This is a genomic window from Roseateles chitinivorans (assembly GCF_050632145.1).
Classification (GTDB): domain Bacteria; phylum Pseudomonadota; class Gammaproteobacteria; order Burkholderiales; family Burkholderiaceae_C; genus Roseateles; species Roseateles chitinivorans_B.
This window is the reverse complement of the sequence record NZ_CP192577.1, coordinates 2309740-2331917: the sequence shown is the minus strand read 5'-3', so window position 1 is coordinate 2331917 and position 22178 is coordinate 2309740. Positions and strand designations below refer to the sequence as shown.

Annotated in this window: 19 protein-coding genes and 1 pseudogene; 17 read left to right on the top strand and 3 right to left on the bottom strand. The window is 69.0% G+C overall.

Going from position 1 to position 22178, the window contains the following annotated elements:
• Positions 1-116: 116 nt before the first annotated feature.
• Positions 117-776 carry a 2-polyprenyl-3-methyl-6-methoxy-1,4-benzoquinone monooxygenase gene (gene coq7 / locus ACQ86G_RS10660; protein ID WP_431260541.1) on the top strand — a complete coding sequence of 220 codons (660 nt, stop codon included), beginning with the start codon at positions 117-119 and terminating at the stop codon, positions 774-776.
• Between the two features lie 24 nt (positions 777-800).
• Here coq7 and ACQ86G_RS10655 read toward each other — a convergent pair whose 3' ends face one another.
• The gene (locus ACQ86G_RS10655) at positions 801-1223 is read right to left on the bottom strand and encodes an OsmC family protein (protein ID WP_431260540.1); all 423 of its coding nucleotides are present in this window, start codon (positions 1221-1223) and stop codon (positions 801-803) included.
• A gap of 453 nt (positions 1224-1676) precedes the next feature.
• Here ACQ86G_RS10655 and ilvA point away from each other — a divergent pair.
• Both ilvA and ACQ86G_RS10645 read left to right on the top strand, forming a co-directional pair.
• Positions 1677-3262 (top strand): annotated as a pseudogene (gene ilvA, locus ACQ86G_RS10650) (threonine ammonia-lyase, biosynthetic).
• A 163-nt stretch (positions 3263-3425) separates the two neighbouring features.
• Positions 3426-4544, top strand: a complete 1119-nt coding sequence (locus ACQ86G_RS10645) for a nicotinate-nucleotide--dimethylbenzimidazole phosphoribosyltransferase (protein WP_431260539.1) — start codon at positions 3426-3428, stop codon at positions 4542-4544.
• A gap of 78 nt (positions 4545-4622) precedes the next feature.
• On the opposite strand, the gene ACQ86G_RS10640 is transcribed toward ACQ86G_RS10645, so the two are convergent.
• Positions 4623-5297, bottom strand: a complete 675-nt coding sequence (locus ACQ86G_RS10640) for a hypothetical protein (protein ID WP_431260538.1) — start codon at positions 5295-5297, stop codon at positions 4623-4625.
• Here ACQ86G_RS10640 and gspG point away from each other — a divergent pair.
• From gspG to ACQ86G_RS10570, 14 genes are all read left to right on the top strand, one after another.
• Positions 5296-5736 (top strand): type II secretion system major pseudopilin GspG, encoded by a 441-nt coding sequence (gspG, locus tag ACQ86G_RS10635; RefSeq protein ID WP_431260537.1) that lies wholly within the window; start codon positions 5296-5298, stop codon positions 5734-5736. The genes ACQ86G_RS10640 and gspG overlap by 2 nt on opposite strands.
• A gap of 52 nt (positions 5737-5788) precedes the next feature.
• Positions 5789-6268, top strand: coding sequence for a type II secretion system protein (locus ACQ86G_RS10630; protein WP_431260536.1), 480 nt, complete (start codon positions 5789-5791; stop codon positions 6266-6268).
• Positions 6265-6645 (top strand): type II secretion system minor pseudopilin GspI, encoded by a 381-nt coding sequence (gspI, locus tag ACQ86G_RS10625; RefSeq protein WP_431260535.1) that lies wholly within the window; start codon positions 6265-6267, stop codon positions 6643-6645. Before ACQ86G_RS10630 ends, gspI begins: the two co-directional genes overlap by 4 nt.
• Positions 6645-7295 carry a PulJ/GspJ family protein gene (locus tag ACQ86G_RS10620; protein WP_431260534.1) on the top strand — a complete coding sequence of 217 codons (651 nt, stop codon included), beginning with the start codon at positions 6645-6647 and terminating at the stop codon, positions 7293-7295. The genes gspI and ACQ86G_RS10620 overlap by 1 nt, the downstream gene beginning before the upstream one ends.
• Complete coding sequence (gene gspK, locus ACQ86G_RS10615) at positions 7267-8364, top strand: type II secretion system minor pseudopilin GspK (protein ID WP_431260533.1); 1098 nt, start codon at positions 7267-7269, stop codon at positions 8362-8364. Before ACQ86G_RS10620 ends, gspK begins: the two co-directional genes overlap by 29 nt.
• A gap of 157 nt (positions 8365-8521) precedes the next feature.
• Positions 8522-9241, top strand: a complete 720-nt coding sequence (gene gspL, locus ACQ86G_RS10610) for a type II secretion system protein GspL (RefSeq protein ID WP_431260532.1) — start codon at positions 8522-8524, stop codon at positions 9239-9241.
• Complete coding sequence (locus ACQ86G_RS10605; protein WP_431261370.1) at positions 9166-9744, top strand: GspL/Epsl periplasmic domain-containing protein; 579 nt, start codon at positions 9166-9168, stop codon at positions 9742-9744. The genes gspL and ACQ86G_RS10605 overlap by 76 nt, the downstream gene beginning before the upstream one ends.
• On the top strand, positions 9741-10310 hold the full coding sequence (gene gspM / locus ACQ86G_RS10600) for a type II secretion system protein GspM (protein WP_431260531.1): 570 nt from the start codon (positions 9741-9743) through the stop codon (positions 10308-10310). Before ACQ86G_RS10605 ends, gspM begins: the two co-directional genes overlap by 4 nt.
• On the top strand, positions 10241-11149 hold the full coding sequence (gspN, locus tag ACQ86G_RS10595; protein WP_431260530.1) for a type II secretion system protein N: 909 nt from the start codon (positions 10241-10243) through the stop codon (positions 11147-11149). The genes gspM and gspN overlap by 70 nt, the downstream gene beginning before the upstream one ends.
• Positions 11150-11151: 2 nt before the next feature.
• Positions 11152-13443 (top strand): type II secretion system secretin GspD, encoded by a 2292-nt coding sequence (gspD, locus tag ACQ86G_RS10590; RefSeq protein ID WP_431260529.1) that lies wholly within the window; start codon positions 11152-11154, stop codon positions 13441-13443.
• Between the two features lie 13 nt (positions 13444-13456).
• Entirely contained in the window at positions 13457-14890 is a 1434-nt protein-coding gene (gene gspE / locus ACQ86G_RS10585; RefSeq protein ID WP_431260528.1) for a type II secretion system ATPase GspE, read from the top strand.
• 51 nt (positions 14891-14941) lie between these two features.
• The gene (gene gspF, locus ACQ86G_RS10580; RefSeq protein WP_431260527.1) at positions 14942-16153 is read left to right on the top strand and encodes a type II secretion system inner membrane protein GspF; all 1212 of its coding nucleotides are present in this window, start codon (positions 14942-14944) and stop codon (positions 16151-16153) included.
• Between the two features lie 64 nt (positions 16154-16217).
• Positions 16218-17117 carry a 5'-nucleotidase gene (locus ACQ86G_RS10575; RefSeq protein WP_431260526.1) on the top strand — a complete coding sequence of 300 codons (900 nt, stop codon included), beginning with the start codon at positions 16218-16220 and terminating at the stop codon, positions 17115-17117.
• 114 nt (positions 17118-17231) lie between these two features.
• Positions 17232-20729: a S41 family peptidase gene (locus ACQ86G_RS10570; RefSeq protein ID WP_431260525.1), complete on the top strand. Its 3498-nt coding sequence runs from the start codon at positions 17232-17234 to the stop codon at positions 20727-20729.
• Between the two features lie 145 nt (positions 20730-20874).
• On the opposite strand, the gene tyrS is transcribed toward ACQ86G_RS10570, so the two are convergent.
• Positions 20875-22053 (bottom strand): tyrosine--tRNA ligase, encoded by a 1179-nt coding sequence (gene tyrS / locus ACQ86G_RS10565; RefSeq protein ID WP_431260524.1) that lies wholly within the window; start codon positions 22051-22053, stop codon positions 20875-20877.
• Between the last annotated feature and the right edge of the window lie 125 nt (positions 22054-22178).

Here is a 22178-nt window from a genome sequence, read left to right as displayed (position 1 = left end):
TATGGGATTAAAAAATTGTGTCATCACGCATTCGCACAAAGGATCAGCCGGCACTGGAGAACCCCTTGACGCCGGGCTTCTAAACTGCAGAACCACGCCCACCTCGAGCATTCAAGATGGAATTCCAGCCTCCGCGCCCATCGCGCATATTTTCCAGAGCGGACGCGTGGATATCCACGTTCGATCACAGCTTGAAGACGTTGGCGGGTGTCGCGCCAATGGCGAGACCGGCACCGGCAGCGGGGGTTCCAGACGAGCCGCTCGATGAACCGCAGCGCAAGCTGGCCGCGTCGCTGATGCGGGTCAACCATGTGGGCGAAGTCTGCGCGCAGGCGCTTTATCGCGCCCAGGCACTGACCACGGGCGACGTGGCGCTGCGCCAGCACCTGGAACATGCGGCCCAGGAGGAGATCGACCACCTCGCCTGGTGCGCCGGGCGGCTCCAGGCGCTCAACGACCGCCCCAGCCTGCTCAATCCGCTCTGGTACGGCGGCGCCTTCGCGATCGGCGCCGTCGCCGGACTGATCGGGGACCAGGTCAGCCTGGGCTTCGTCATCGAGACCGAACGCCAGGTCGAGGCGCATCTCGCCAGCCACCTGGAGCGGCTTCCCGAGGGCGACCGCAGTTCGCGGGCCATCGTGGCCCAGATGAAGGAGGAGGAAGCCCGCCATGCCGAGGAGGCCCGCGAACTCGGCGGTGTCGATCTGCCCGCGCCGGTGCGGGGCCTGATGCGCCTCGCCGCCAAGCTCATGACGCGAACGGCGCACCACCTCTAGAAAACACCCCCGTCGGCGGCGCCGTCAGCCCTCGACGATCTCCACCGACGTGGTGATCTCCGCAGTCTTCGCCAGCATGATGCTGGCGGAGCAATACTTTTCGTGGGAGAGCTGGACCGCGCGCTCGACCGTGGCCTGCGGCAGGTTCTTCCCGGTCACGACGAAATGCATGTGGATCTTCGTGAAGACCTTCGGATCGACGTCTGCACGGTCGGCGCTCAGCTTGACCTGGCATCCGCGGACATCGTGCCGGCCGCGCTTGAGGATCAGGACGACGTCATAGGCGGTGCAACCGCCAGTGCCCGCCAGCACCGTCTCCATCGGGCGCGGCGCCAGGTTGCGACCGCCACCGTCGGGCGCGCCGTCCATGTTGATCATGTGGCCGCTGCCGGTCTCGGCGATGAAGCTCATGCCGTCGGCGCCCATCCAGTTGATCGTGCATTCCATTCGTCGTTCCTTCATTGCATGGGCCGTTCGAGCCATCCGACAGCACTCTGACCCCATTTTCTGCATTGCCGCCCACCGCGGGCGCGCACTCTGGCGGTGATTTTGCGCATTTAGAGGCCCGACTCCAGGGGCGGAGGCCTCAAAAAATATTGCAGCGCAACATGCATCCCCCTAGAATTCTAGGCATGCGATAGCGCTACCCCACTCTGTAGGGTCAGCCCCGCACCGATTGTCTCCTCCACCGCCTCCATGGTGGATTCAGCCCGAGGCCACAAGCCTCGGGCTTTTTTCGCCTGAACGCACCTGCAGCCCAGCGCAAGGCTGGCTCCTCCAATGGCGAAAGCGCGGCGGCCCTCCGATGCCCGGCACGTCCACGCCTCGGGCAAACCCTGGCTATCATCGTCCGCCCGACTTCCGCCGCGCCCGCGCGGGAGGGGAACTGGAGGGATTTCCATGGCCGGCACCCGCCGCGCGTCGCGCAAGACCACCTCGACGCGCCCATCAGCGCAGCATCCCGCGTTACTCCCTGCCGACCAGAGTTATCTCCAACGGATTCTTAACGCCAAGGTGTATGAGGTCGCGCAAGAAACCTCGCTCGACGCCGCCCGCAATCTCTCCAAGCGCATCGGCAACAAAGTCTGGCTGAAAAGAGAAGATCAACAGCCGGTATTCAGCTTCAAATTGCGGGGCGCCTATAACAAGATGGCAAATCTCGCGCCCGAGCAATTGGCGCGCGGGGTGATTTGCGCATCGGCGGGGAATCATGCCCAGGGGTGGCGCTGTCAGCGAAGAAACTCGGCTGCCGCGCCGTCATCGTGATGCCGGTGACCACACCCAAGGTCAAGATCGATGCCGTCCAGGCACTGGGCGGCGAGGTCGTGCTGGCCGGAGAGTCCTTCACCGACGCCTACGGCCATGCGCTGGAACTCGAACAGCAGCAGGCCTTGAGCTTCGTCCATCCGTTCGACGATCCCGATGTCATCGCCGGCCAGGGCACCATCGCCATGGAACTGCTGCGGCAGCATCCGGGACCGATCGACGCCATCTTCGTCGCGATCGGCGGCGGCGGACTGATCTCGGGCGTGGCGGCGTACATCAAGGCCGTGCGGCCGGAGATCAAGGTCATCGGCGTCCAGACCAAGGACTCGGACGCGATGGTGCGTTCCGTGCGGGCCGGCAAGCGGATCACGCTCAACGACGTGGGCCTGTTCTCGGATGGCACGGCGGTCAAGCTGGTCGGCGAGGAAACCTTCCGCATCTGCCGCGAACTGGTCGACGACTACATCCTGGTCGACACCGACGCCGTCTGCGCCGCGATCAAGGACGTCTTCGTCGACACGCGCAGCATCCTGGAACCGGCTGGCGGGCTGGGCGTCGCGGCCATCAAGCAGTACGCGGCGCAGCACGGGACCCGGGGCGAGACCTACATCGCCATCACCTGCGGCGCCAACATGAACTTCGACCGGCTGCGCTTCGTCGCCGAGCGGGCCGAGGTCGGCGAGGAACGCGAGGCCCTGTTCGCCGTCACCATCCCGGAGGAACGCGGCAGCTTCCGGCGCTTCTGCGAGCTGGTCCAGGGCCGCAGCGTCACGGAGTTCAATTACCGCATCTCCGACCAGCAGGTGGCGCACGTCTTCGTCGGCGTTTCCATCACCAGGCGCGAGGAGGCCGACAAGCTGGTCCGCAGCTTCGAGCGGCACCGGTTCGCCACCGTCGACCTCACCGACGACGAACTGGCCAAGCAGCACGTCCGCCACATGGTCGGCGGACGGACCGAACTCGCGGAGAACGAACGCCTGTTCCGTTTCATCTTCCCGGAGCGGCCCGGCGCGCTGATGCGCTTCCTGTCCAGCATGAGCCCGGACTGGAACATCAGCCTGTTCCATTACCGCAACCAGGGTGCCGACTACGGCCGCATCCTCGTCGGCCTGCAGGTCCCGAAGGGCGACGGCAAGGCATTCAAGACCTTCCTCGACCAGTTGAACTACCCGTACACCGAAGAGACGGACAACCCGGTGTACCGGCTCTTCCTGCGCTGACCGGCGTCAAGCGCCCGTGATCCCGCGGGCGCATCGGCGCGCGTGGGAGCGCGGGGTTACAACTTGACACCAACGGTTGCCCCCGGGACAAGGGGCAGGCGCGGGGCGGCGGGGGCAATTGCCGATGGCCTGTCGGCGGGGCGGCCCGAGAATGGCAGTCCCCATGTCCATTCATCAGTCCCTCATCTCGCCGACCGCCAATCCGGAGCTGGAACGCGCCCTGCGCCAGCGCCTGGAACGCCGCTGCACGCTGGCCGGCCGGCTGGGTGAACTGGAACCGCTTGCCGTGCGGCTGGGTCTGATCCAGGCGACGCAGACACCGAAGTTCCGCGATCCGACGCTGGTGCTGTTCGCCGCCGATCACGGCCTGGCCGTGGACGGCATTGCATTGCCGAACGGCCGCAGCACGCGCGAGCAGGCCCTGCTCGCGCTCCAGCACCGACTGCCCTCCACGGTGTTCGCGCGCAACCAGGGCATGCATGTGACCGTCGTCGACTGCGGCATCGCCGAGCCGCTCAGCCCCCAGCAGCGCCTGCTCGCCCGCAAGATCGCGCACGGGACGCGCAACTCGCGGGCGGGTCCGGCCATGACCGTGGAACAGGCCCATGCCGGTGTGCGCGTCGGCATGGAGATTTCCGACAACCTAGTCGGCAACGTCATCGCCTGCGCGGGATTGGGCCAGGGATCGCTGGAGGCGTCGGCGCTGGTGCTGTCGCGGCTGATGGACATGCCGGTGCAGGACTTCATCATTTCCGGGCCCGACATGTCGCACGACGACCTGTCCCACCTGATGCTGGTGCTTCAAGGCGCACAGCAGCGGCATCGCGAGGTGCAGGAGCCGATGGCGGTCCTCGCGGCATTCGGCGGATTCGAACTGGCGGTGATGGTCGGCGCGATGCTGGTCGCGGCATCGAAGCGGCAGCTGATCCTGGTGGACGGCATCCCCGCGTGCGCGGCCTTGAAGGTGGCGTCCATGATCGCCCCGCCGGTCACGGATTACGCGGTGTTCTGCCGCAGCACGACCCATCGTGGACTGGACGAGGCGCTCCAGCTGTTCCACGCGGCAGCGCTGCTGGAACTCGGCATGGAATGCGGCGATGGCACCGGCTCGACCTTGGCATGGCCACTGGTCCGTTGCGCGGCGGCGCTGCTGACGGAGGTCCAGGACCTGCCCGACGGCGCCATCCATAGTCGTCCGTCCGACCTGCGCGATACGGGATCGGGCAACGCGGGGGCGCTGCACACGGGCTCGGGCCGGGCGACCCTGGGCAGCAAGTACTGACCCCCTGCCTGGCCTGTTCGGCGCTTGGCGCTTGGCGCCCTCGATGGGGCAGGCGCCAGACGCGCTACCTCTTTGGAATTACCTGATCGGATTGTTACTGCCGTCGCCGGGAGGCATCTGCGGCAGCGAACCGGTCACGGCCGTCGGCGGCACGATGCCGTCCGGCCCCGGTGCGCCGGCGTGCGGCTGCATCTGCGGACCGGCGAAGTTCGGCGGCGGGGCCATGCCGCCACCCGGCGCGAACTGTGGCGGCGGCGCGAGCACCAGGTCCGGCGCGCCAGGCGCGAGGCTCAACCGGACGGTCACCGCCGTGCCGGTGCCCAGGCCCACATCGCGACGATTGATCTCGATCAATTTCAGGTCGCCATCGACGGGAAAGCCCATGCGCACGGGCTTCGGCACGCCCCCGGCGGTCGCGATCAGCGCCACGCCCTCACCGGGATAACGTCCGCCCGCCGTCGGTGCGACCACCCCCAGCAGCTGATAACGCGAAGAGGCGGACTCGACCGGGGCCTCCGCCGCCTTGGCGGCAGCGAAGAGTCGAGTCCAGTCGGCGGGGACGCTTTCGGCGATCGCGGATCGCGTCATGGCGGGGGCCTGGGGGCCCTTCACCATCAGCGTCAACGACCAGTACGCGAGGCTCGCCGCCATCGCCGCCCAGACTACGAAGCTTAACCATCGTGCATGCATCCGACGATTATGATGCAGCGCGATGGGCCACCAAGGGCGGCTCCACGAGGATTGCAACACCATGCGTCGACCCTTCTCCAAGTTCTCCCCGCGCCGTGCCCGCGGCTTCACGCTGATCGAACTGATCGTCGCCATCACCATCGTCGCCGTCATGGGCGCGGTGGTCGTGCCGGCGGTGATGAACCACGTGTCCGAAGCGCGCCGCACGGCGGCACGCTCCGATGTCAACACGCTGATGCAGGCGCTCAAGCTCTACAAGATGGACAACGGCCGCTATCCGAGCGGCGAACAGGGCCTGGGCGCGCTCGTGGCCAAGCCCACCAGCGGCCCGGCGGCGCCGAACTGGAAGGTCTACATCGAGAAGCTGCCCAAGGATCCGTGGGGCAATCCGTACCAGTACGACAACCCCGGCCTGAAGGGCGAGATCGACATCTACAGCCTGGGCGGGGACGGCAAGCCGGGCGGCGAAGGTTCCGACGCCGACATCGGATCCTGGGAATAAGCGCGCGGCCTGCCGTGCGCTTCGCTCCCACCCCCACCGACCGCCCAGAGCCGTGCGCGCGCGTCCGTCCGGCCGACTCCAGCGCGGCTTCACGCTGATCGAACTGATCGTCGCGATCACGATCGTGGCGATCGCCAGCGCCACCGTCGCGGTGGCCGTGCGCGACCGGGCCGACGTGCAACTGGAGCGCGAGGCGCTGCACCTGGCCTCGGTGCTCGAGACGGCCCGTTCGGAAGCGCGCGCGGCATCGCTCGACGTGCGCTGGATCCCCGATTCGAGCAACGACGCCACCCGTTACCGCGTCACCGGTCTGCCGGCCGCGCTGGTGAAGCGCCTGGAACTGGAACGTCCCTGGCTGGGCGAGCCGCCGATCGTCGAGATCGAGGGGGCCACCATCAATGGACGCTCGATCCGCCTCGGCCCGGAGCCGCTGATCGGCGCGCAGCGCGTGACGCTGATCCGCGGGGATCACCGCATCACGCTGGCCACCGACGGGCTGCGCCCGTTCGCGATCGCGAAGGGCGGCACATGAGACCCGCCATTCACACGCGGCGCGCGCGCGGATTCACGCTCGTCGAGGTGCTGGTGGCGCTGACCATCGTCGCGCTCTGCCTGGCGGCCGGACTGCGCGCCGCCGGCGCGATGACCTCGAACTCGGACCGGCTCGCGATCAACTCGCTGGCGCAGTGGTGCGCCGAGAACGAACTCACCGAGATGCGCCTGACCAAGGCGTTCCCGGGCATCGGCGACAACAGCGTCAGCTGCTCGCAGCTCGGCCGCGATTTCAACGTCAAGATGATCGTGCGCGGCACCCCGAATCCGAACTTCCGACGCGTCGAGGCCCAGGTGTTCGACGACCGCGACCGGCCGCTGCTGACGATCACCACCATCGTGGGACGCAACTCCTGATGCGCCGCGCGACAGGCCCTTCCCGGCGCGCCGCGCGCGGGTTCACGCTGATCGAGGTCGTCGTCGCGCTCGTCGTGATGGCGGTGATGTCGGTCATGGCGTGGCGCGCGGTCTCGACGCTCACCACCAGCCGCGAGCGCAACGAGGCGGCGATGGATCGCGCGGAGACGCTGCAGACCTTGATCCGCCAATGGGAGCTGGATCTGCGCGAGGTGCAGAAGAGCGACGTGTTCGACGCGCTGACTTTCGACGGCGCGACGCTGCGCATCACGCGCCGTCGCGAGGCCGGTCTGCAGCTGGTGGTCTGGCAGCTCAAGGAAGGCCGGCTGGCGCGGTGGGAGTCGCAGACGCTGGCCAACGCCGATGCCCTGCGGGATGCGTGGTTCCGCAGCCAGCAGCTCAATGCCAAGGAGATGCGGGACCTGCCCGGACTGGATCGTGTGCTCGGCTGGCAGATGTACTTCTTCCAGCAAGGGGCCTGGGCCAACGCGCAATCCTCGCTCGACAGGAACGACGACAAGGACCAGGCGAACAAGTCCCAACCGTCGAACAGCATGCCGGAAGGCGTCCGCATGCGGCTGCAATTCGGCGAGGACAGCGGCTACCGCGGCGAACTGATCCGTGAAGTCGCGGTGGAGGCCGGCAGCTGATGCGCACCGCCCTCCCCGTTCGCCGCGCCGGACGCGATCGTCGCGCGGCGCCGCACTGCTCACCGCGCTGCTCATCGTCGTGCTGGTGACCACCTTGTCCGCCGCCATGCTGTGGCGGCAGTCGCGCTCGATCCAGATCGAGGCCGCCGACCGGGGCCGCGCCCAGGCGGACTGGGTGCTGCAGGGCGCGCTCGACTGGGCCCGGCTGATCCTGGCCGAGGACGCCAAGGCCTCCCGCAGGAACGTCGAGGGGCAGAGCGACAACCTCGGCGAGGTCTGGGCCGTGCCGCTGGCCGAAGCGCGACTCTCCAGCTTCCTGTCGCAGGACGAGAACAAGTCGGAGGACTCCGGCCCGGACGCCTTCCTCTCGGGCCACATCGACGACGCACAGGGCCTGTTCAACCTGCGCAACCTCGAGACGCAGCCGGCACAGCCGCAGCCCGGGCAGGCACCGGACACGCAGGCCGCGCAGAAGGCCATCGACAACCTGAACGCGGCACGCCGGATCTTCCAGCGCGCGGGGATGAGCGCATCGATCGCCGAACAGGTCCAGAAGAATCTCATCGCCTCGGCCGGCGGCAAGGGCGCCGACCAGCAGGGCGACGTGCCCCTGAGACCGGCCCGGATCGACCAGCTGCGCTGGTTCGGCCTCAACGATGAACAGGTCGCGCGGCTGAGCACCCTGGCCGTGCTGCTGCCCAAGGCGCAGACGACACTGAACCTCAACACCGCCTCCCGGGAGGTCATCGCGGACGTCCTGGGCGTGGACCTCGGCGTCGCCGACAGCATCGTCCGGGCCCGTCAGAGCAAGGCGTTCACGGCCTGGGACGAGCGTCTCACGTCACTGGTGGCGGGGATCCCCGCCACCGACACGCGCCAGCAGATGGCCGGCTTCACGTCGGCCTACTTCTTCGTCGAAGGCCAGTTGCGGATGGACGACCGGATCCTGGCGCAGCGGTCCCTGGTGTTCCGGGACGGCACCAATGTGCGCGTCATGGACCGCCAGCGCCTGCAACGCCAGTCGACACTGGCGGGGACGACGACCAACGGCTATGGAGCCACGCCTTGAACGCCCGGGACAGCGTCGCGCGCCACCCACACGCGCTTGAAACGATTGGAAAGAAGAGGGACGGGATGCATGCACTTGTAAGGGGGTCGTCTACGGGCTTGCTCGGGGGCGCCGGAGGCCAATCCGTCATCCAAGCCCTCCTAGAATCCGCGTTCTCATGAGTACCCTGCTCATCCTCCTGCCGGCCAGCCCGCCTCAGAACGGCGCCGCCCCGCACGACTACGAATTCTGGTTCAGCCACGACGCGCAAGCGCCGGCCCACGCACGCGGGCACGGACAGCGCGCCCCGCTGGATGCGATGCCGCACGCCGATCGCGTGGTGCTGCTGCTCGGCGACGACCAGGTCAGCTGGCTTCCGGCGCAACTGCCCAAGATCAAGGGCGCAAAGTTGCGCAGCGCCATCGTCGGCGTGATGGAGGACCATCTGCTCGAAGATCCCGAGCGGCTGCACCTCGCGCTGATGGAGAGTCGCGACATCGACGGCCAGTCGCACTGGATCGCCGTGACCGCACGCGAGCCGCTGCGCACGCATCTGCAGGCGATGGAAGCGGCCGGGCTGATGGTCGAGTCGCTGCGCCCGCTGTCGTGGCCGCAGGCCCCGATGGCAAGGAGGGCGGCCACGTCCACGCCGGTCCCGACGACCGCGCCCGGCTGCGCGTCTTCCGGGCCGACGGCGTCGCCACCTTCCCGCTGGACAGCGGCGGCCTGCGCGGCTGGCTGGGCGAGGACTGGTGGGCCGACGCCCCGGTGTCCGCCAGCCCCGCCGCGGCCGCCCAGGCCGAACAGTGGCTGGGTCGCAAGGTGCAGGTGCTCAACGACACCGATCGCTTCTGGGCCGCCCGCGAGGCGCCGATCAATCTGCTGCAGTTCGACCTGACGCCGCGCCAGCGCGGCTGGCGACGCGTCCATCAGGCGTGGCAGACGCTGCAGACGCCGACCTGGCGGCCGTTCCGCTGGGGCCTCGTGGGCCTGATCGCCACCCAGGTGATCGGCCTGAACGCGATGGCCTGGCAGCAGAGCCGCGCCATCGACGCGCGCAAGGCGGAGCAGGAAGCGTTGCTGCGACAGGCCTTCCCGCAGGTCCGCGTGGTCCGTGACGCCCGCACCCAGATGGTCCGCGAGACCGAGGCGCTGCGCGGCGGCGCGGGTCAGGTCGGTCCCGGCGATCTCGAGGACCTGCTCGGCGCGGTCGCCCGCGTCTGGCCGCCGGGCGAGCCGCCGCTGCCCAACATCCGTTTCGAGCAAGGTCGGCTCCTTCTGGCCGGGCTGTCGCCGCCGCAACGCGCGCAATTGCGCGATCGGCTCGCCCAGGACCCCGTCCTGCGGGTCGCCGAGGACGGCGACGCGCTCCAACTCAGCCTGCGACCCGACAACCGATGAACAGCCTCACGACCATGCAACGGGACCTCGTGGCCCGCTGGCGGGCCGCCGCACCGCGCGACCGACTGATCGCGCGGGTGACCGCCGTGATCGTCAGCCTGCTGCTGCTGTGGCTGATCGCCATCGCGCCGGCCTGGGGCACGCTGCGCAAGGCGCCGGGCGAGATCGACCGGCTCGATCGCGAGCTCCAGCAGATGCGCACCATGGCGCAGCAGGCGCAGGCCTTCAAGCAGGCGGTGCCGGTGTCCACCGAGCAGTCGATGACGGCCCTGAAGGCCGCGACCGCGCGACTGGGGCCGGCCGCCGAACTGACGTTCAGCGGAACGCAGGCCCAGTTGCGGCTGCGCGGCGTGCCGGGCGGTGCGCTGGCGCTGTGGATCAGCGAGGCGCGCCAGGGCGCGCGCGCGCGTCCGCAGGAAGCCGAACTGCAGAACGGTCCGCAGGGTTTCAGCGGCCGGATGACCCTGCAGCTGCCCGCGGCGACGGGACCTGAGCGATGGCACGCAAGTCACGCTTCAGTCAGTCGGCTTTCCAGCAGTCGGCCTTCATGCAGTCGGCCTTCATGATCCTGGCCGCGCCGGGCAAGGTCGTGGCCCTGGTCCGCAACGATCGTGCCGCCGCACGCTGGGCGTGTGTCGGCGCCGTGCTGGGGCTGCTGACCGCGGTCGTCGTCTGGGCCCCGGCGGCGTGGCTGGCCAAGGCGGTGGCGTCGGCGACGAATGAGCGGCTGCTGCTCGCCGACGCGCGCGGCAGCCTCTGGAACGGCAGCGCGCGCGTCATCCTGAGCCCGGGCGAAGGCAGCCGCGACGCGAGCGAACTGCCGCAACGCCTGGGCTGGTCGCTGCGACCGACGTGGATCGACGGCGGCCTGGGCGTGCGGCTGACGCTGGACCAGTCCTGCTGCATCAAGCCCGGCGCGCCGCTGACGGCGGGCTTCGGCATGAATCGCGTCACCGTGCGCCTGCCCGACGCCACGCCCGAACAGCCGTGGATCCGATGGCCGGCGGCGTGGCTGGCGGGACTGGGCACGCCCTGGAACACGCTGGCGCCGGACGGCGTCATCGCCGTCAGCGCACAGGGCTTCGTCTTCGACGGCCGGGGCCAGACGATCAACGTGAGCGGGCTGGCCCTGGTCGAACTGCGCGACTTCTCGTCGCGGCTGGCGCAGGTGTCGCCGCTGGGCAGCTACCGGATGGGCCTGGTCGGCGGCGGTCCGGCGCCGCAGCTGATCCTGACGACGAGCCAGGGTCCATTGCAACTGAGCGGCCAGGGCACCCTGGGCGCGACGCGGACGCAATTCCGCGGCGAGGCGACAGCCGCGCCGGGCAGCGAAGCCGCATTGGCCAATTTGTTGAACATCATCGGGCGCCGCGAGGGCGTGCGCTCGATCATCTCGGTGGGATGAGCATGAACAAGCACATGATGCGACCGACGGCGCTGGGCGTCGCGATCACCCTGATCGCGGGCAGCCTGCCGATGCAGGTCGGCGCACAGGCGAGCCAGCAGCAGAACCGCCGGCAACCCGCCGTGCGCGCGAGCACGCCGGTCACGCTGAACTTCGTCAACACCGACATCGAGGCCGTCTCCCGCGCGATGTCCGCCGCGCTGGGCAAGCCCATCCTCGTCGACCCGCGGGTCAAGGGCACGATGACGCTGACCGCCGAGCAGCCGGTGCCGGTGCAGGAGGCCTACCTGAGCTACCTGGCCTCGCTGCGCGGCATGGGCTTCGCGATGGTCGAGGCAGGCGGGCTGCTGAAGCTCGTGCCCGAGGCCGAAGCCAAGCTGCAGACCGGCTCGGTGACCATCGCCGGTGAATCGCGCTCGCGCGGCGACCAGGTCGTCACGCAGATCTTCAAGCTCAGCCACGAGAACGCGAACAACCTGGTCGCGGTGCTGCGTCCGCTGATCACGCCGAACAACACGATCAACGCGAACCCGGGCAACAACAGCCTGGTCATCACCGACTACGCCGACAACCTGCAGCGCATCAGCCGCATCGTGGCGGCGCTGGACCAGCCGTCCAACACCGACATCGAGGTGATCCCGCTGCGCAACGCGGTGGCCTCGGACATCGTGCAGCTGGTGCAACGGCTGACGGACGGCGGTGGTGGCGCGCAAGGCGTGCAGGTGCAAGGCGGGGGCGGCGGCAGCGGCAGCGTGATGGCCGATCCGCGCAGCAACGCGCTGATCGTGCGCGCGGCCAATCCGGCCAAGCTGATGCAGCTGCGCGCGATGATCGCCAAGCTCGACCAGCCGAGCAGCGACACCGGCGGCAGCATCCGCGTGATCTACCTGAAGAATGCGGACGCGGTGCGTCTGGCCACGGTGCTGCGCGCGGCGTACACCAACAACGCGGGTCCGGGCGCCGGCGGCTCCAACAGCGGCGGCGGCGGCACCGGCAACTTCGCCGGCGCGCAGACCGGGAGCGCAGGACAGTCGGGCGGCTTCGCGGGCAACAGCGGGTCCTTCGGCGGCAGCTCGTCGGGCTCGGGTTCCAGCGGATCGAGCGGCAGCGGCGGCGCCTCGACGCAGGTCAGCCAGACCGCGCAGGTGAGCACCGGCGGCTTCGTCCAGGCCGATCCCGCGACCAACTCGCTGATCATCACGGCGCCGGAGCCGATGTACCGCCAGATCCGCGCGGTCGTCGAGCAGCTCGACACGCGCCGTGCGCAGGTCTACGTCGAAGCGCTGATCGTGAAGGTCGACGCGAGCAAGGCCGGCCAGTTCGGCGTGCAGTTCCAGCAGCTGTTCGGCGAAGGCGCGGTCGGCACCAACTTCGGCACCGGCTTCTCGAACATCCTGAACCTGACCGCCGCCACGGCGGCCGGCACGGATGGCACCAACGGCGTTCCGGGCGCGATCGCGTCCGGAAAGATTCCCACGGGATTGAACGTCGGCATCATCAAGAAGGTCGGCAGCTTGTACACGCTGGGGGCGATCGCCAACGTGCTGGGTTCCGTGGCGGGTACCAACGTGCTCTCCACGCCATCCTTGATCGTCCAGGACAACGAGGAGGCCGATTTGCTGATCGGCAGCAACGTCCCGGTGCTGACCGGCAACTCGACGACGACGTCGGGCACCACGAGCAGCCCCTTCCAGACCTTCGAGCGCCGCGACGTCGGTCTGCGTCTGAAGGTGCGCGCCACCGTCGGCGAGAACGGCACCGTGCGCATGAAGGCGTACCAGGAGAACTCCAGCGTCGTGGCCTCGGTCAACTCGGGCACGCAGGGTCCGACCTTCGACAAGAGCGCGGTGGAGACCTCGGTGACGCTGGAGGACGGTCAGGTGCTGGTGCTCGGCGGCATGTTGAAGGATGAATACACCGATGGCGAGGACAAGGTGCCGGGACTGGGCGACATCCCCATCCTGGGCAACCTGTTCAAGAGCCAGAGCCGCAAGCGGACCAAGTCCAACCTGATGATCTTCCTGCGTCCGGTGGTCCTGCGCACGCCGGAAAGCGCGGCGGCGCTGACGATGGACCGCTACGACGCGATCCGCGCCTACCAGCAGGAATCGCAGCCGAAGAGCACCCTGGTGCTGCCCGACACCGGCGCCCCGCTGCTGCCGGAGAAGCCGGCCTCGGTGCCCGGCGGCACGCTGCCCCAGCAACTGCCGCTGCCGGTGTACCCGGCCTCGTCGCCGGTGCCGGGCCCGGCCAAGGCGCCGGGCGACGCGGCCAGCGGCCCGCAAGGCCGCTGAGCCCGGAGCGATCATGGGCAGCCGCCATCCCCTTCCCTACGCCGTCGCCAAGGCGCAGCAACTGCTGATCGAGGACGACGGCCAGCAGCGCACGCTGTGGGCGTCGCCGGCGCTGACGCTGCCGGTGCTGTCGGAGCTGCAGCGCGTCTACGCGCCGACGCGCATCGAATGCCTGAGCGTCGCCGAGCTGTCGACGCGCATCCAGTCCGCCTATGCCGGCGGCGAGGACAACGCCGCGCTGGTGATCGGCGAGGTCGAGAACGCCGTCGACCTGTCGCGCATGATGCAGGACCTGCCGGCGGTCGAGGACCTGCTGGAAGCCGCCGACGACGCGCCCATCATCCGGATGCTCAACGCGCTGCTGACGCAGGCCGCGAACAACGGCGCGAGCGACATCCACATCGAACCCTACGAGCGCGAGAGCTCGGTGCGCTTCCGCGTCGACGGCACGCTGCGCGAGGTCGTGCGGCCGAACCGCGCGCTGCACGCGGCGCTGATCTCGCGGCTGAAGATCATGGCGGAGCTCGACATCGCCGAGAAGCGGCTGCCGCAGGACGGCCGGATCTCGCTGCGCATCGGTGGCCGCGCGATCGACGTGCGCGTGAGCACGCTGCCGTCGGCGCACGGCGAGCGCGCGGTGCTGCGTCTGCTGGACAAGTCGGAATCGCGCTTCACGCTCGCCGCGCTGGGCATGGACGGCGAGCGGCTGGAACGCTTCCAGCGCGTCGTGCAGCAGCCCCACGGCATCGTGCTGGTGACGGGTCCGACGGGCTCGGGCAAGACGACGACGCTGTATGCGGCGCTGCAGACGGTGGACACGTCGACGACGAACGTGCTGACCGTCGAGGATCCGATCGAATACGAACTGCCCGGCATCGGCCAGACGCAGGTGAACTCGCGGATCGACCTGACCTTCGCGAAGGCGCTGCGTGCGATCCTGCGCCAGGATCCGGACGTGATCATGATCGGCGAAATCCGCGATTACGAGACGGCGCAGATCGCGATCCAGGCCTCGCTGACGGGTCACCTGGTCCTGGCGACGCTGCACACGAACGACGCCGTGAGCGCGGTGACGCGCCTGACCGACATGGGCGTGGAGCCCTTCCTGCTGAGCTCGTCGCTGCTGGGCGTGCTGGCGCAGCGGCTGGTGCGCAAGCTGTGCCCGGTGTGCAAGTCGCCCGAGCCGATCCCCGGCGGCGGCACGCGTTATCACCCGGTGGGCTGCTCGTCCTGCTCGAGCAGCGGCTACAAGGGCCGGACCGGCGTGTACGAACTGATGGTGTGCGACGGCGCGATCCGCAGCCTGATCCACAACCAGGCGCCCGAGTCGGCGCTGCTGGAAGCGGCGCGCGCGAACGGCCTGCGCTCGATGCGCGAGGACGGCGACCGGCTGGTGGCCACGGGCGTCACGTCCGAAGAGGAAGTGCTGCGGGTCACGCGCGAGTGATCGCGGTGATGACACGGACGCACGAGCAGTAGAGACACGAGGTTCCGAGCGATGCCCGCCTTCAAGTACGACGCCCTGGATGCGTCCGGCAAGTCCCGTACGGGCCTGCTGGAAGCGGACACGCTGAAAGCCGCGCGGACGCAGCTGCGGACGCAGGGCCTGGTGCCTTTGGAGGTGAAGGCGGTGGCGGCGCAGCCGGGCAAGCAGTCGCGTTTCACGCGACGCGCATTCAAGGCGGCCGGCCTGGCGGTGTGGACGCGGCAGCTCGCGGGACTCGTCGCGGCGGGGCTGCCGCTGGAGCGCTCGATGGCCGCGCTGGCCGACGAAGCCGACGATCCGCGCCAGCGCGAACTGATGTCGCAGCTGAAGGCGGAGATCAACGCGGGCTCGTCGTTCGCGCGTGCGCTGGGCCTCGCACCGCGTGAGTTCGACGACGTCTACCGCGCGGTGGTCGCCGCCGGCGAGCAGAGCGGCGCGCTCGGCCCCGTGCTGGAGAGCCTGGCGGACGACCTCGAGGAACAGCAGCGGCTGCGCTCGGAGCTGTTCGGCGCGCTGGCGTATCCGGTGATCGTCTGCATCATCGCGGTGCTGGCGGTGAGCTTCCTGCTGACCTACGTCGTGCCGCAGGTGGCGGCGGTGTTCACGCAGACGCGGCAGACCCTGCCGCTGCTGACGCGCATCATGATGGGCACCTCCGACGTGCTGAGGAACTGGGGCCTGGTGATCCTGATCGTCGTGGTCGGCGGGGCTTTCGGCATGCGGCAGGTGCTCAAGCGCGACGGACCGCGCCAGCGCTTCGACGCGGCCTTCCTGAACGTGCCGGTGCTGGGCCGGCTGGCGCGCGGGTACAACGCGGCGCGCTTCTCGGGCACGCTGGCGATGCTGGCGGGCGCGGGGGTGCCGATCCTGAAGGCGCTGCAGGCCGCGGCGGAGACGCTGTCCAACAGCGCGATGCGCGCCGACGCGATGGACGCGCTGGTGCAGGTCCGCGAAGGCGCGCCGCTGGGCGCGGCGCTCGCGGGCAAGAAGCGCTTCCCGGGGCTGCTGTCGATGTTCGCCCGGCTGGGCGAGCAGACCGGCCAGTTGCCCGACATGCTGCAGCGCGCGGCCAAGCAGCTCGGCAATGAGGTGAAGCGCCGCGCGATGACGCTGGCCACGCTGCTGGAACCGCTGCTGATCGTGGCGATGGGCGGCGTGGTGATGCTGATCGTGCTGTCGGTCCTGCTGCCGATCATCGACATGAACAAGCTGGCGGCGCAGTAAGGCCGGCCCCGCCGGCGCCCACGCGCCGATCCCCGGTGTCGGGCTGCGGCCTATCATCCGGCCCATGCCTGCCTCCCTCGACGGCCGCCTGGTGGTGGCCCTTTCCTCCCGCGCGCTGTTCGACTTCGAAGAAGAGAACCAGCTCTTCGAGAACAGCGACGACCGCGCCTACATGCGCCTGCAGCAGCAGCGCCTGGACGAGCCCGCCAAGCCCGGCACCGCGTTCTCCCTCGTGCGCAAGCTGCTCGCCTTCAACGCGCCGGGCGGGACGCCCCGCGTCGAGGTCGTCGTGCTGTCGCGTAACGACCCGATCTCCGGCATGCGCGTGTTCCGCTCCGCGCAGCATTACGGCCTGAACATCGAACGCGGCGTCTTCACGCGTGGCCACAGCCCCTGGCGCTACCTGAAACCGCTCAAGGCGCAGCTGTTCCTCTCCGCCAATGAGGACGACGTGCGATCTGCGCTCGTCGCGGGCGTCGCGGCGGCCCGTGTTTTCCCGCAGTCGGCGCGCGCCTCCGCCGCCTATCCGGATGAATTGCGCATCGCCTTCGACGGCGACGCGGTGCTCTTCTCCGACGAGGCCGAACAGGTCTACCAGCGCGACGGCCTCGACGCCTTCCAGGAGCACGAGATCGCCCGCAAGCTGACCCCGCTGCCCGCCGGTCCGTTCAAGCAGGTGCTGCATGAACTTCAGCGCCTGCAGGACGCGCCCACCGTGCCGATGCGCCTGCGCACCGCGCTCGTCACCGCCCGCAGCGCCCCCGCCCATGAGCGCGCCATCCGCACGCTGATGGACTGGGACGTCGAGGTCGATGAAGCCATGTTCCTGGGCGGCCTGCCCAAGGGCGAATTCCTGCGCGAGTTCGAGCCCGACTTCTTCTTCGACGACCAGCATGGCCACATCGAGAACGCCGTCCCCCACGTGCCCGCCGGGCACGTGGCCATGGGGGTGACGAACCGCTGACGCCGGAACGCGGCGCCAGAATCCGCGCCGCATGACTTCCGGCTGCCGTCAGGCCGGCCCCCTCCTCATCCACATTCCGACGTTCCGCCCCGGACTCCCACAAGGAAGATCACGATGCGCATCACGCTCCGTCGCCTGGCCATCGCCACGGCCTGCTCGATGGCCACCCTCGCCATCGCCGCCGAATCCACCGCCCCCACCGCCTCCGCGGTCGCCAGCTCGGTTGCGGCTGCGGGAACCGCCGACGCCGTCGCCCGCCGTGCCCCCGCCCGGCCAGCCGTCACGGATCCCTCGCTCGGCTTCTATCGCCAGCCCGCGCTGCGCGGCGGCCGGCTGGTCTTCGTCGCGGAAGGCGACCTCTGGCAGGCCAACGCCGCCGGCGGCACCGCCCAGCGCATCACCACGCATGGCGGCGCCGAGACCTTCCCGGCCATCTCGCCCGACGGCCGCTGGATCGCCTTCGTCGGCCAGCAGGAATCGGCCGGCGACGTGTTCGTGATGCCGGCAGCCGGCGGCGTCGCCCGCCGCCTGACCTGGGACACCGGCGCCGTGCGCGTCTGGGGCGTCACCGCCGAGAACGAGGTGCTCTACTCCGGCGCCACCGAGCGCGGCGAACCCGGCACCCAGCTGCATCTGGTCTCCCTGATCACCGGCGCGCACCGCGCGCTGCCCGTCGGCCAGGCCAGCGACGGCGCGCTCAGCACCGACGGCAAGACCCTGTACTTCACCCGCAACGGCCTGCGCGGCGACAACGCCCGCCAGTACCGCGGCGGCGCCCTCGCCCGGCTGTGGGTGATGGATCTCTCCAGCACCGCCGAAGCGAGACCGCTGCTGCCCGAAGGCGCCAACGACCGCCGCCCGATGCCCTACACGGACGCGTCCGGCACTGCCCGCATCGCCTTCCTGTCCGACCGCGACGGCACCTACAACCTGTGGTCCGTGAAGGCCGACGGCTCCGATCCGCGCCAGCACACCCGACACAAGGGCTGGGACGTCCGTCATGCGAGCCTGGATGGGGCGCAGGCGGTCTATGCGCTCGGCGCCGACCTCTACCGCATCGACCTCAATGGCAGTGGCAGCGGCAGCGGCAGCGCCTCCGAGCAGAAGATCGCCATCAGCCTGGGCGGCGACTACGACCAGCAGCGCAAGCGCTGGGTCACCCGTCCGCAGGACTACCTGACCGCCGTCTCGCTGTCGCCCAACGGCGAGCAGGTCGTGATGACCTCGCGCGGCCGTCTGGCCACGCAAGGCGTCGGTCCGCTGCGTCGTGCCGAGTTGCCCGTGCCCGCCGCCCTGACCGACGCCGGCCGCTGCCGCGACAACGCCTTCAGCGGCGACAGCCAGTCGGTGTTCGCGCTCTGCGACTTCAGCGGTGAACTCGAGATCTGGCGCTTCGCCGCCAACGGCACCGGCCAGCCCAAGCAGATCACCGAAGGCGCGGTCGCGATGCGGCGCACGCTGTCGCCGTCGCCGGACGGCCGCTGGATCGCGCACGCCGACAAGGAAGGTCGCCTCTTCCTGACCGACCTCAAGCATCCGAACCGCGCCGCGGCAACCCGCGAAGTCGACCACGATCAACTGGGCGACGGCGCGCAGTTCATGACCTGGTCCGCCGACGGCAAGGCGATGGCCTACGTCCGCAACACCAGCAACCCCTACCGCGAGCAGCTGATGCTGCTGACCGTCGCCGACGGCAAGGTCCACCAGCTCGGCAGCGACCGTTACGCCGCCACCGCGCCGGCCTTCAGCCCCGACGGCCAGTGGCTGTACTTCCTGTCGCGCCGCACCTTCAACGTGACCGGCAACCCCGGCCCCTGGGGCGACCGCAACATGGGCCCGTACTTCGACCGCGGCTGGAAGGTCTACGCGCTGGCGCTGCAGCCGGGTCTGCGTTTCCCGTTCGCCGCACCGGACGAACTGCAGTCGATGAAGGCCAAGGAAGAGGCCGAGGTCCGCGAGCAGGAGAAGGACAAGCCCGACAACAAGGAGTCCAAGCAGAAGGTCGAGGAGGCCAAGGCCGCGGCCGTGAAGGACACCAAACCGGCGCCCAAGGGCAAGCCGGAGATCCAGATCCCCGGCCTCTCGCTGCGCCTGTACGAGGTGCCGGTCACGCCGGCCAACTACAACGCGCTGGCGGTCGACTCGAAGCGGCTGTACCTGCAGGAAGGCACCTTCCTGCGCCAGCTGCCGATCGGCCCGCAGGAATCGAAGCTCGAGACCTTCTCCGAAGGCGTCGCCTTCTGGGACCTGAGCGCCGACGGCAAGAAGCTGATGATCCGCCGTCCGGCCGCGCCGGGCGCCGCGCCGGAGATCCTGATCGTCGACGCGGGTCCGAAGATCCCGGGCGACCTGGAGAAGGCGCGCGTGCGCTGGACCGACTGGCAGATCGCCGTCGATCCGAAGGCCGAATGGCGCCAGCTCTTCAACGATGCGTGGCGCATGCAGCGCGACTTCTTCTACGACAAGGACATGCACGGCGTGGACTGGGTCGCGATGAAGGCGAAGTACGCACCGCTGGTCGAGCGCGTCACGGAGCGCAACGAACTCGCTGAAATCATGGCGCAGATGGTCGGCGAGCTGAGCCTGCTGCACAGCCAGGTCGCGCCGGGCGAGGTGCGCCGCGGCGTCGAGGAGCCGGGCTTCGCCGGCCTGGGCGCGCAGCTGGATCGCGATCCGAAGGGCTGGAAGATCGCCCGCATCTACGCCGGCGATCCGGAGCTGCCGTCCGAGGCCGCCCCGCTGGCGGCGCCAGGACTGAACCTGCCGGTGGGCACGGTGATCACGCAGATCAACGGCCGCGACGCCACGCAGGTCCCCGACCCGAGCGAACTGATGCGCGGCCAGGCCGGCAAGCAGGTGCTGCTGCAGGTGCGCGAGCCGTCGGGCAAGGAGCGCCCGGTCGTGGTCACGCCGGTCGACATGCGGCGCGAAGGACAGCTCCGTGTCAACGACTGGCGCTTCAGCCGTGGCAAGCTCGTCGACAAGGCCGCCGACGGCAAGATCGGCTACCTGCACCTGCGCGCGATGACCCGCGACGACATCGGCGACTTCGTCCGCGAGTTCTACGCCCAGAGCGAGCGCGAAGGTCTCATCATCGACGTCCGCCACAACAACGGCGGCAACATCGACAGCTGGATCCTGCAGACGCTGCTGCGTCGCGCCTGGGCGTTCTGGCAGCCACGCTCGCCGTATGCGAGCAAGCCGTATCCGAACATGCAGCAGGTGTTCCGCGGCAAGGTCGTCGTGATCGCCAACGAGGAAACCTACTCCGACGGGGAAACCTTCTCCGAAGGCTTCAAGCGCCTGGGCCTCGGACCGGTCATCGGCAAGACGACCTCGGGTGCGGGCGTGTGGCTGTCGGATCAGAACCGGCTGATGGACAACGGGCTGATGCGCTCGGCGGAGAACGGGCAGATCACCATCGACGGCCAGTTCCTGGTCGAAGGCAAGGGCGTGACGCCGGACATCGAGGTCGACAACCCGCCGCGCGCCACCGCGAACGGCCAGGATGCGCAGCTCGATGCGGCAATCTCCTGGCTCAAGGACGCGATCGCCAAGGACCCGATCAAGACGCCGAAGCCAGGGCCGTATCTGCGACCGATCAAGCAGTAACTATGAGGGGCCGGGCGCGGCCCTGCACAGGATAGGAGGCCTCGCGTCCGCGAACCTCCCACCCTGTTCCGGTCCCGGTGACACTCGCTGTCCACCAATGAAAACGGGAGGCCTTGGCCTCCCGTTTGTCGTTGCTGTCGTGCGTTCAGCTCAGCGTGACGCGCGCGAATTGGCGCTTGCCGACCTGCAGCACCATCGTGCCGGCCTCGACCTTCAAGGCCTTGTCGCTGATCGTGACGCCGTCGATCTTGACGCCGCCCTGCTCGATCTTGCGGTTGCCCTCGCCGTTCGACGGCACCAGGTTCGCCGCCTTCAGCAAGGCCGCGATGCCCATCGGGGCGCCGCTCAACGAGATCTCGGGGATGTCGTCCGGGATGCCGCCGCGGGCACGGTTGTTGAAGTCCGCTTCGGCATCTTCCGCCGCCTGCGCGCTGTGGAAACGCGCGGTGATCTCCTTGGCGAGCATCACCTTCGCTTCCTTCGGATTGCGCCCGCCCTCGATCTCGCGCTTCAGCGCGGCGATCTCCTCGATGGACTTGAAGCTCAGCAGGTCGAACCACTTCCACATCTGCACGTCGCTGATCGACAGGATCTTGGCGAACATGCCGTTGGCCGGCTCGGTGATGCCCACGTAGTTGTTCTTGGACTTGGACATCTTCTCGACGCCGTCCAGGCCCTCGAGCAGCGGCATCGTCAGGATGCACTGCGATTCCTGACCGTACTCGGCCTGCAGGTGCCGGCCCATCAGCAGATTGAATTTCTGGTCGGTGCCGCCGAGCTCCAGGTCGGACTTCAGCGCCACCGAGTCGTAGCCCTGCATCAGCGGGTAGAGGAACTCGTGCACCGAGATCGGCGTGCCGGCCGCGTAGCGCTTGGTGAAGTCGTCGCGCTCCATCATGCGGGCCACGGTGTACTTCGCCGCCAGCTGGATGAGGCCGCGCGCGCCCAGCGGATCGCTCCATTCGCTGTTGTAGCGGATCTCGGTGCGCGCCGGGTCCAGCACCAGGCTGGCCTGCTTGTAGTAGGTCTCGGCGTTGTGCTTGATCTGCTCCGGCGTCAGCGGCGGACGCGTCGCGTTGCGGCCGGACGGGTCGCCGATCATCGAGGTGAAGTCGCCGATCAGGAAGATCACCTGGTGGCCCAGGTCCTGCAGCTGGCGCATCTTGTTGAGCACCACCGTGTGGCCGACGTGGATGTCGGGGGCGGTCGGGTCCAGGCCCAGCTTGATGCGCAAGGGCTGACCGGTGGCCTCGGACCGCGCCAGCTTCTTCAGCCATTCGTCCTGCGGCAGCAATTCCTCACAGCCGCGCAGCGATTGCTGCATTGCATGACGGACACTATCCGTGATCGGGAATTCGGTGGCCGGCGCCGCTTGGGTTCGGATGTCAGACATGGCACTTCGGAGCCCGCACGGGCTTACGTAAAGTCTTGATTTATCGGGTTTTCTAG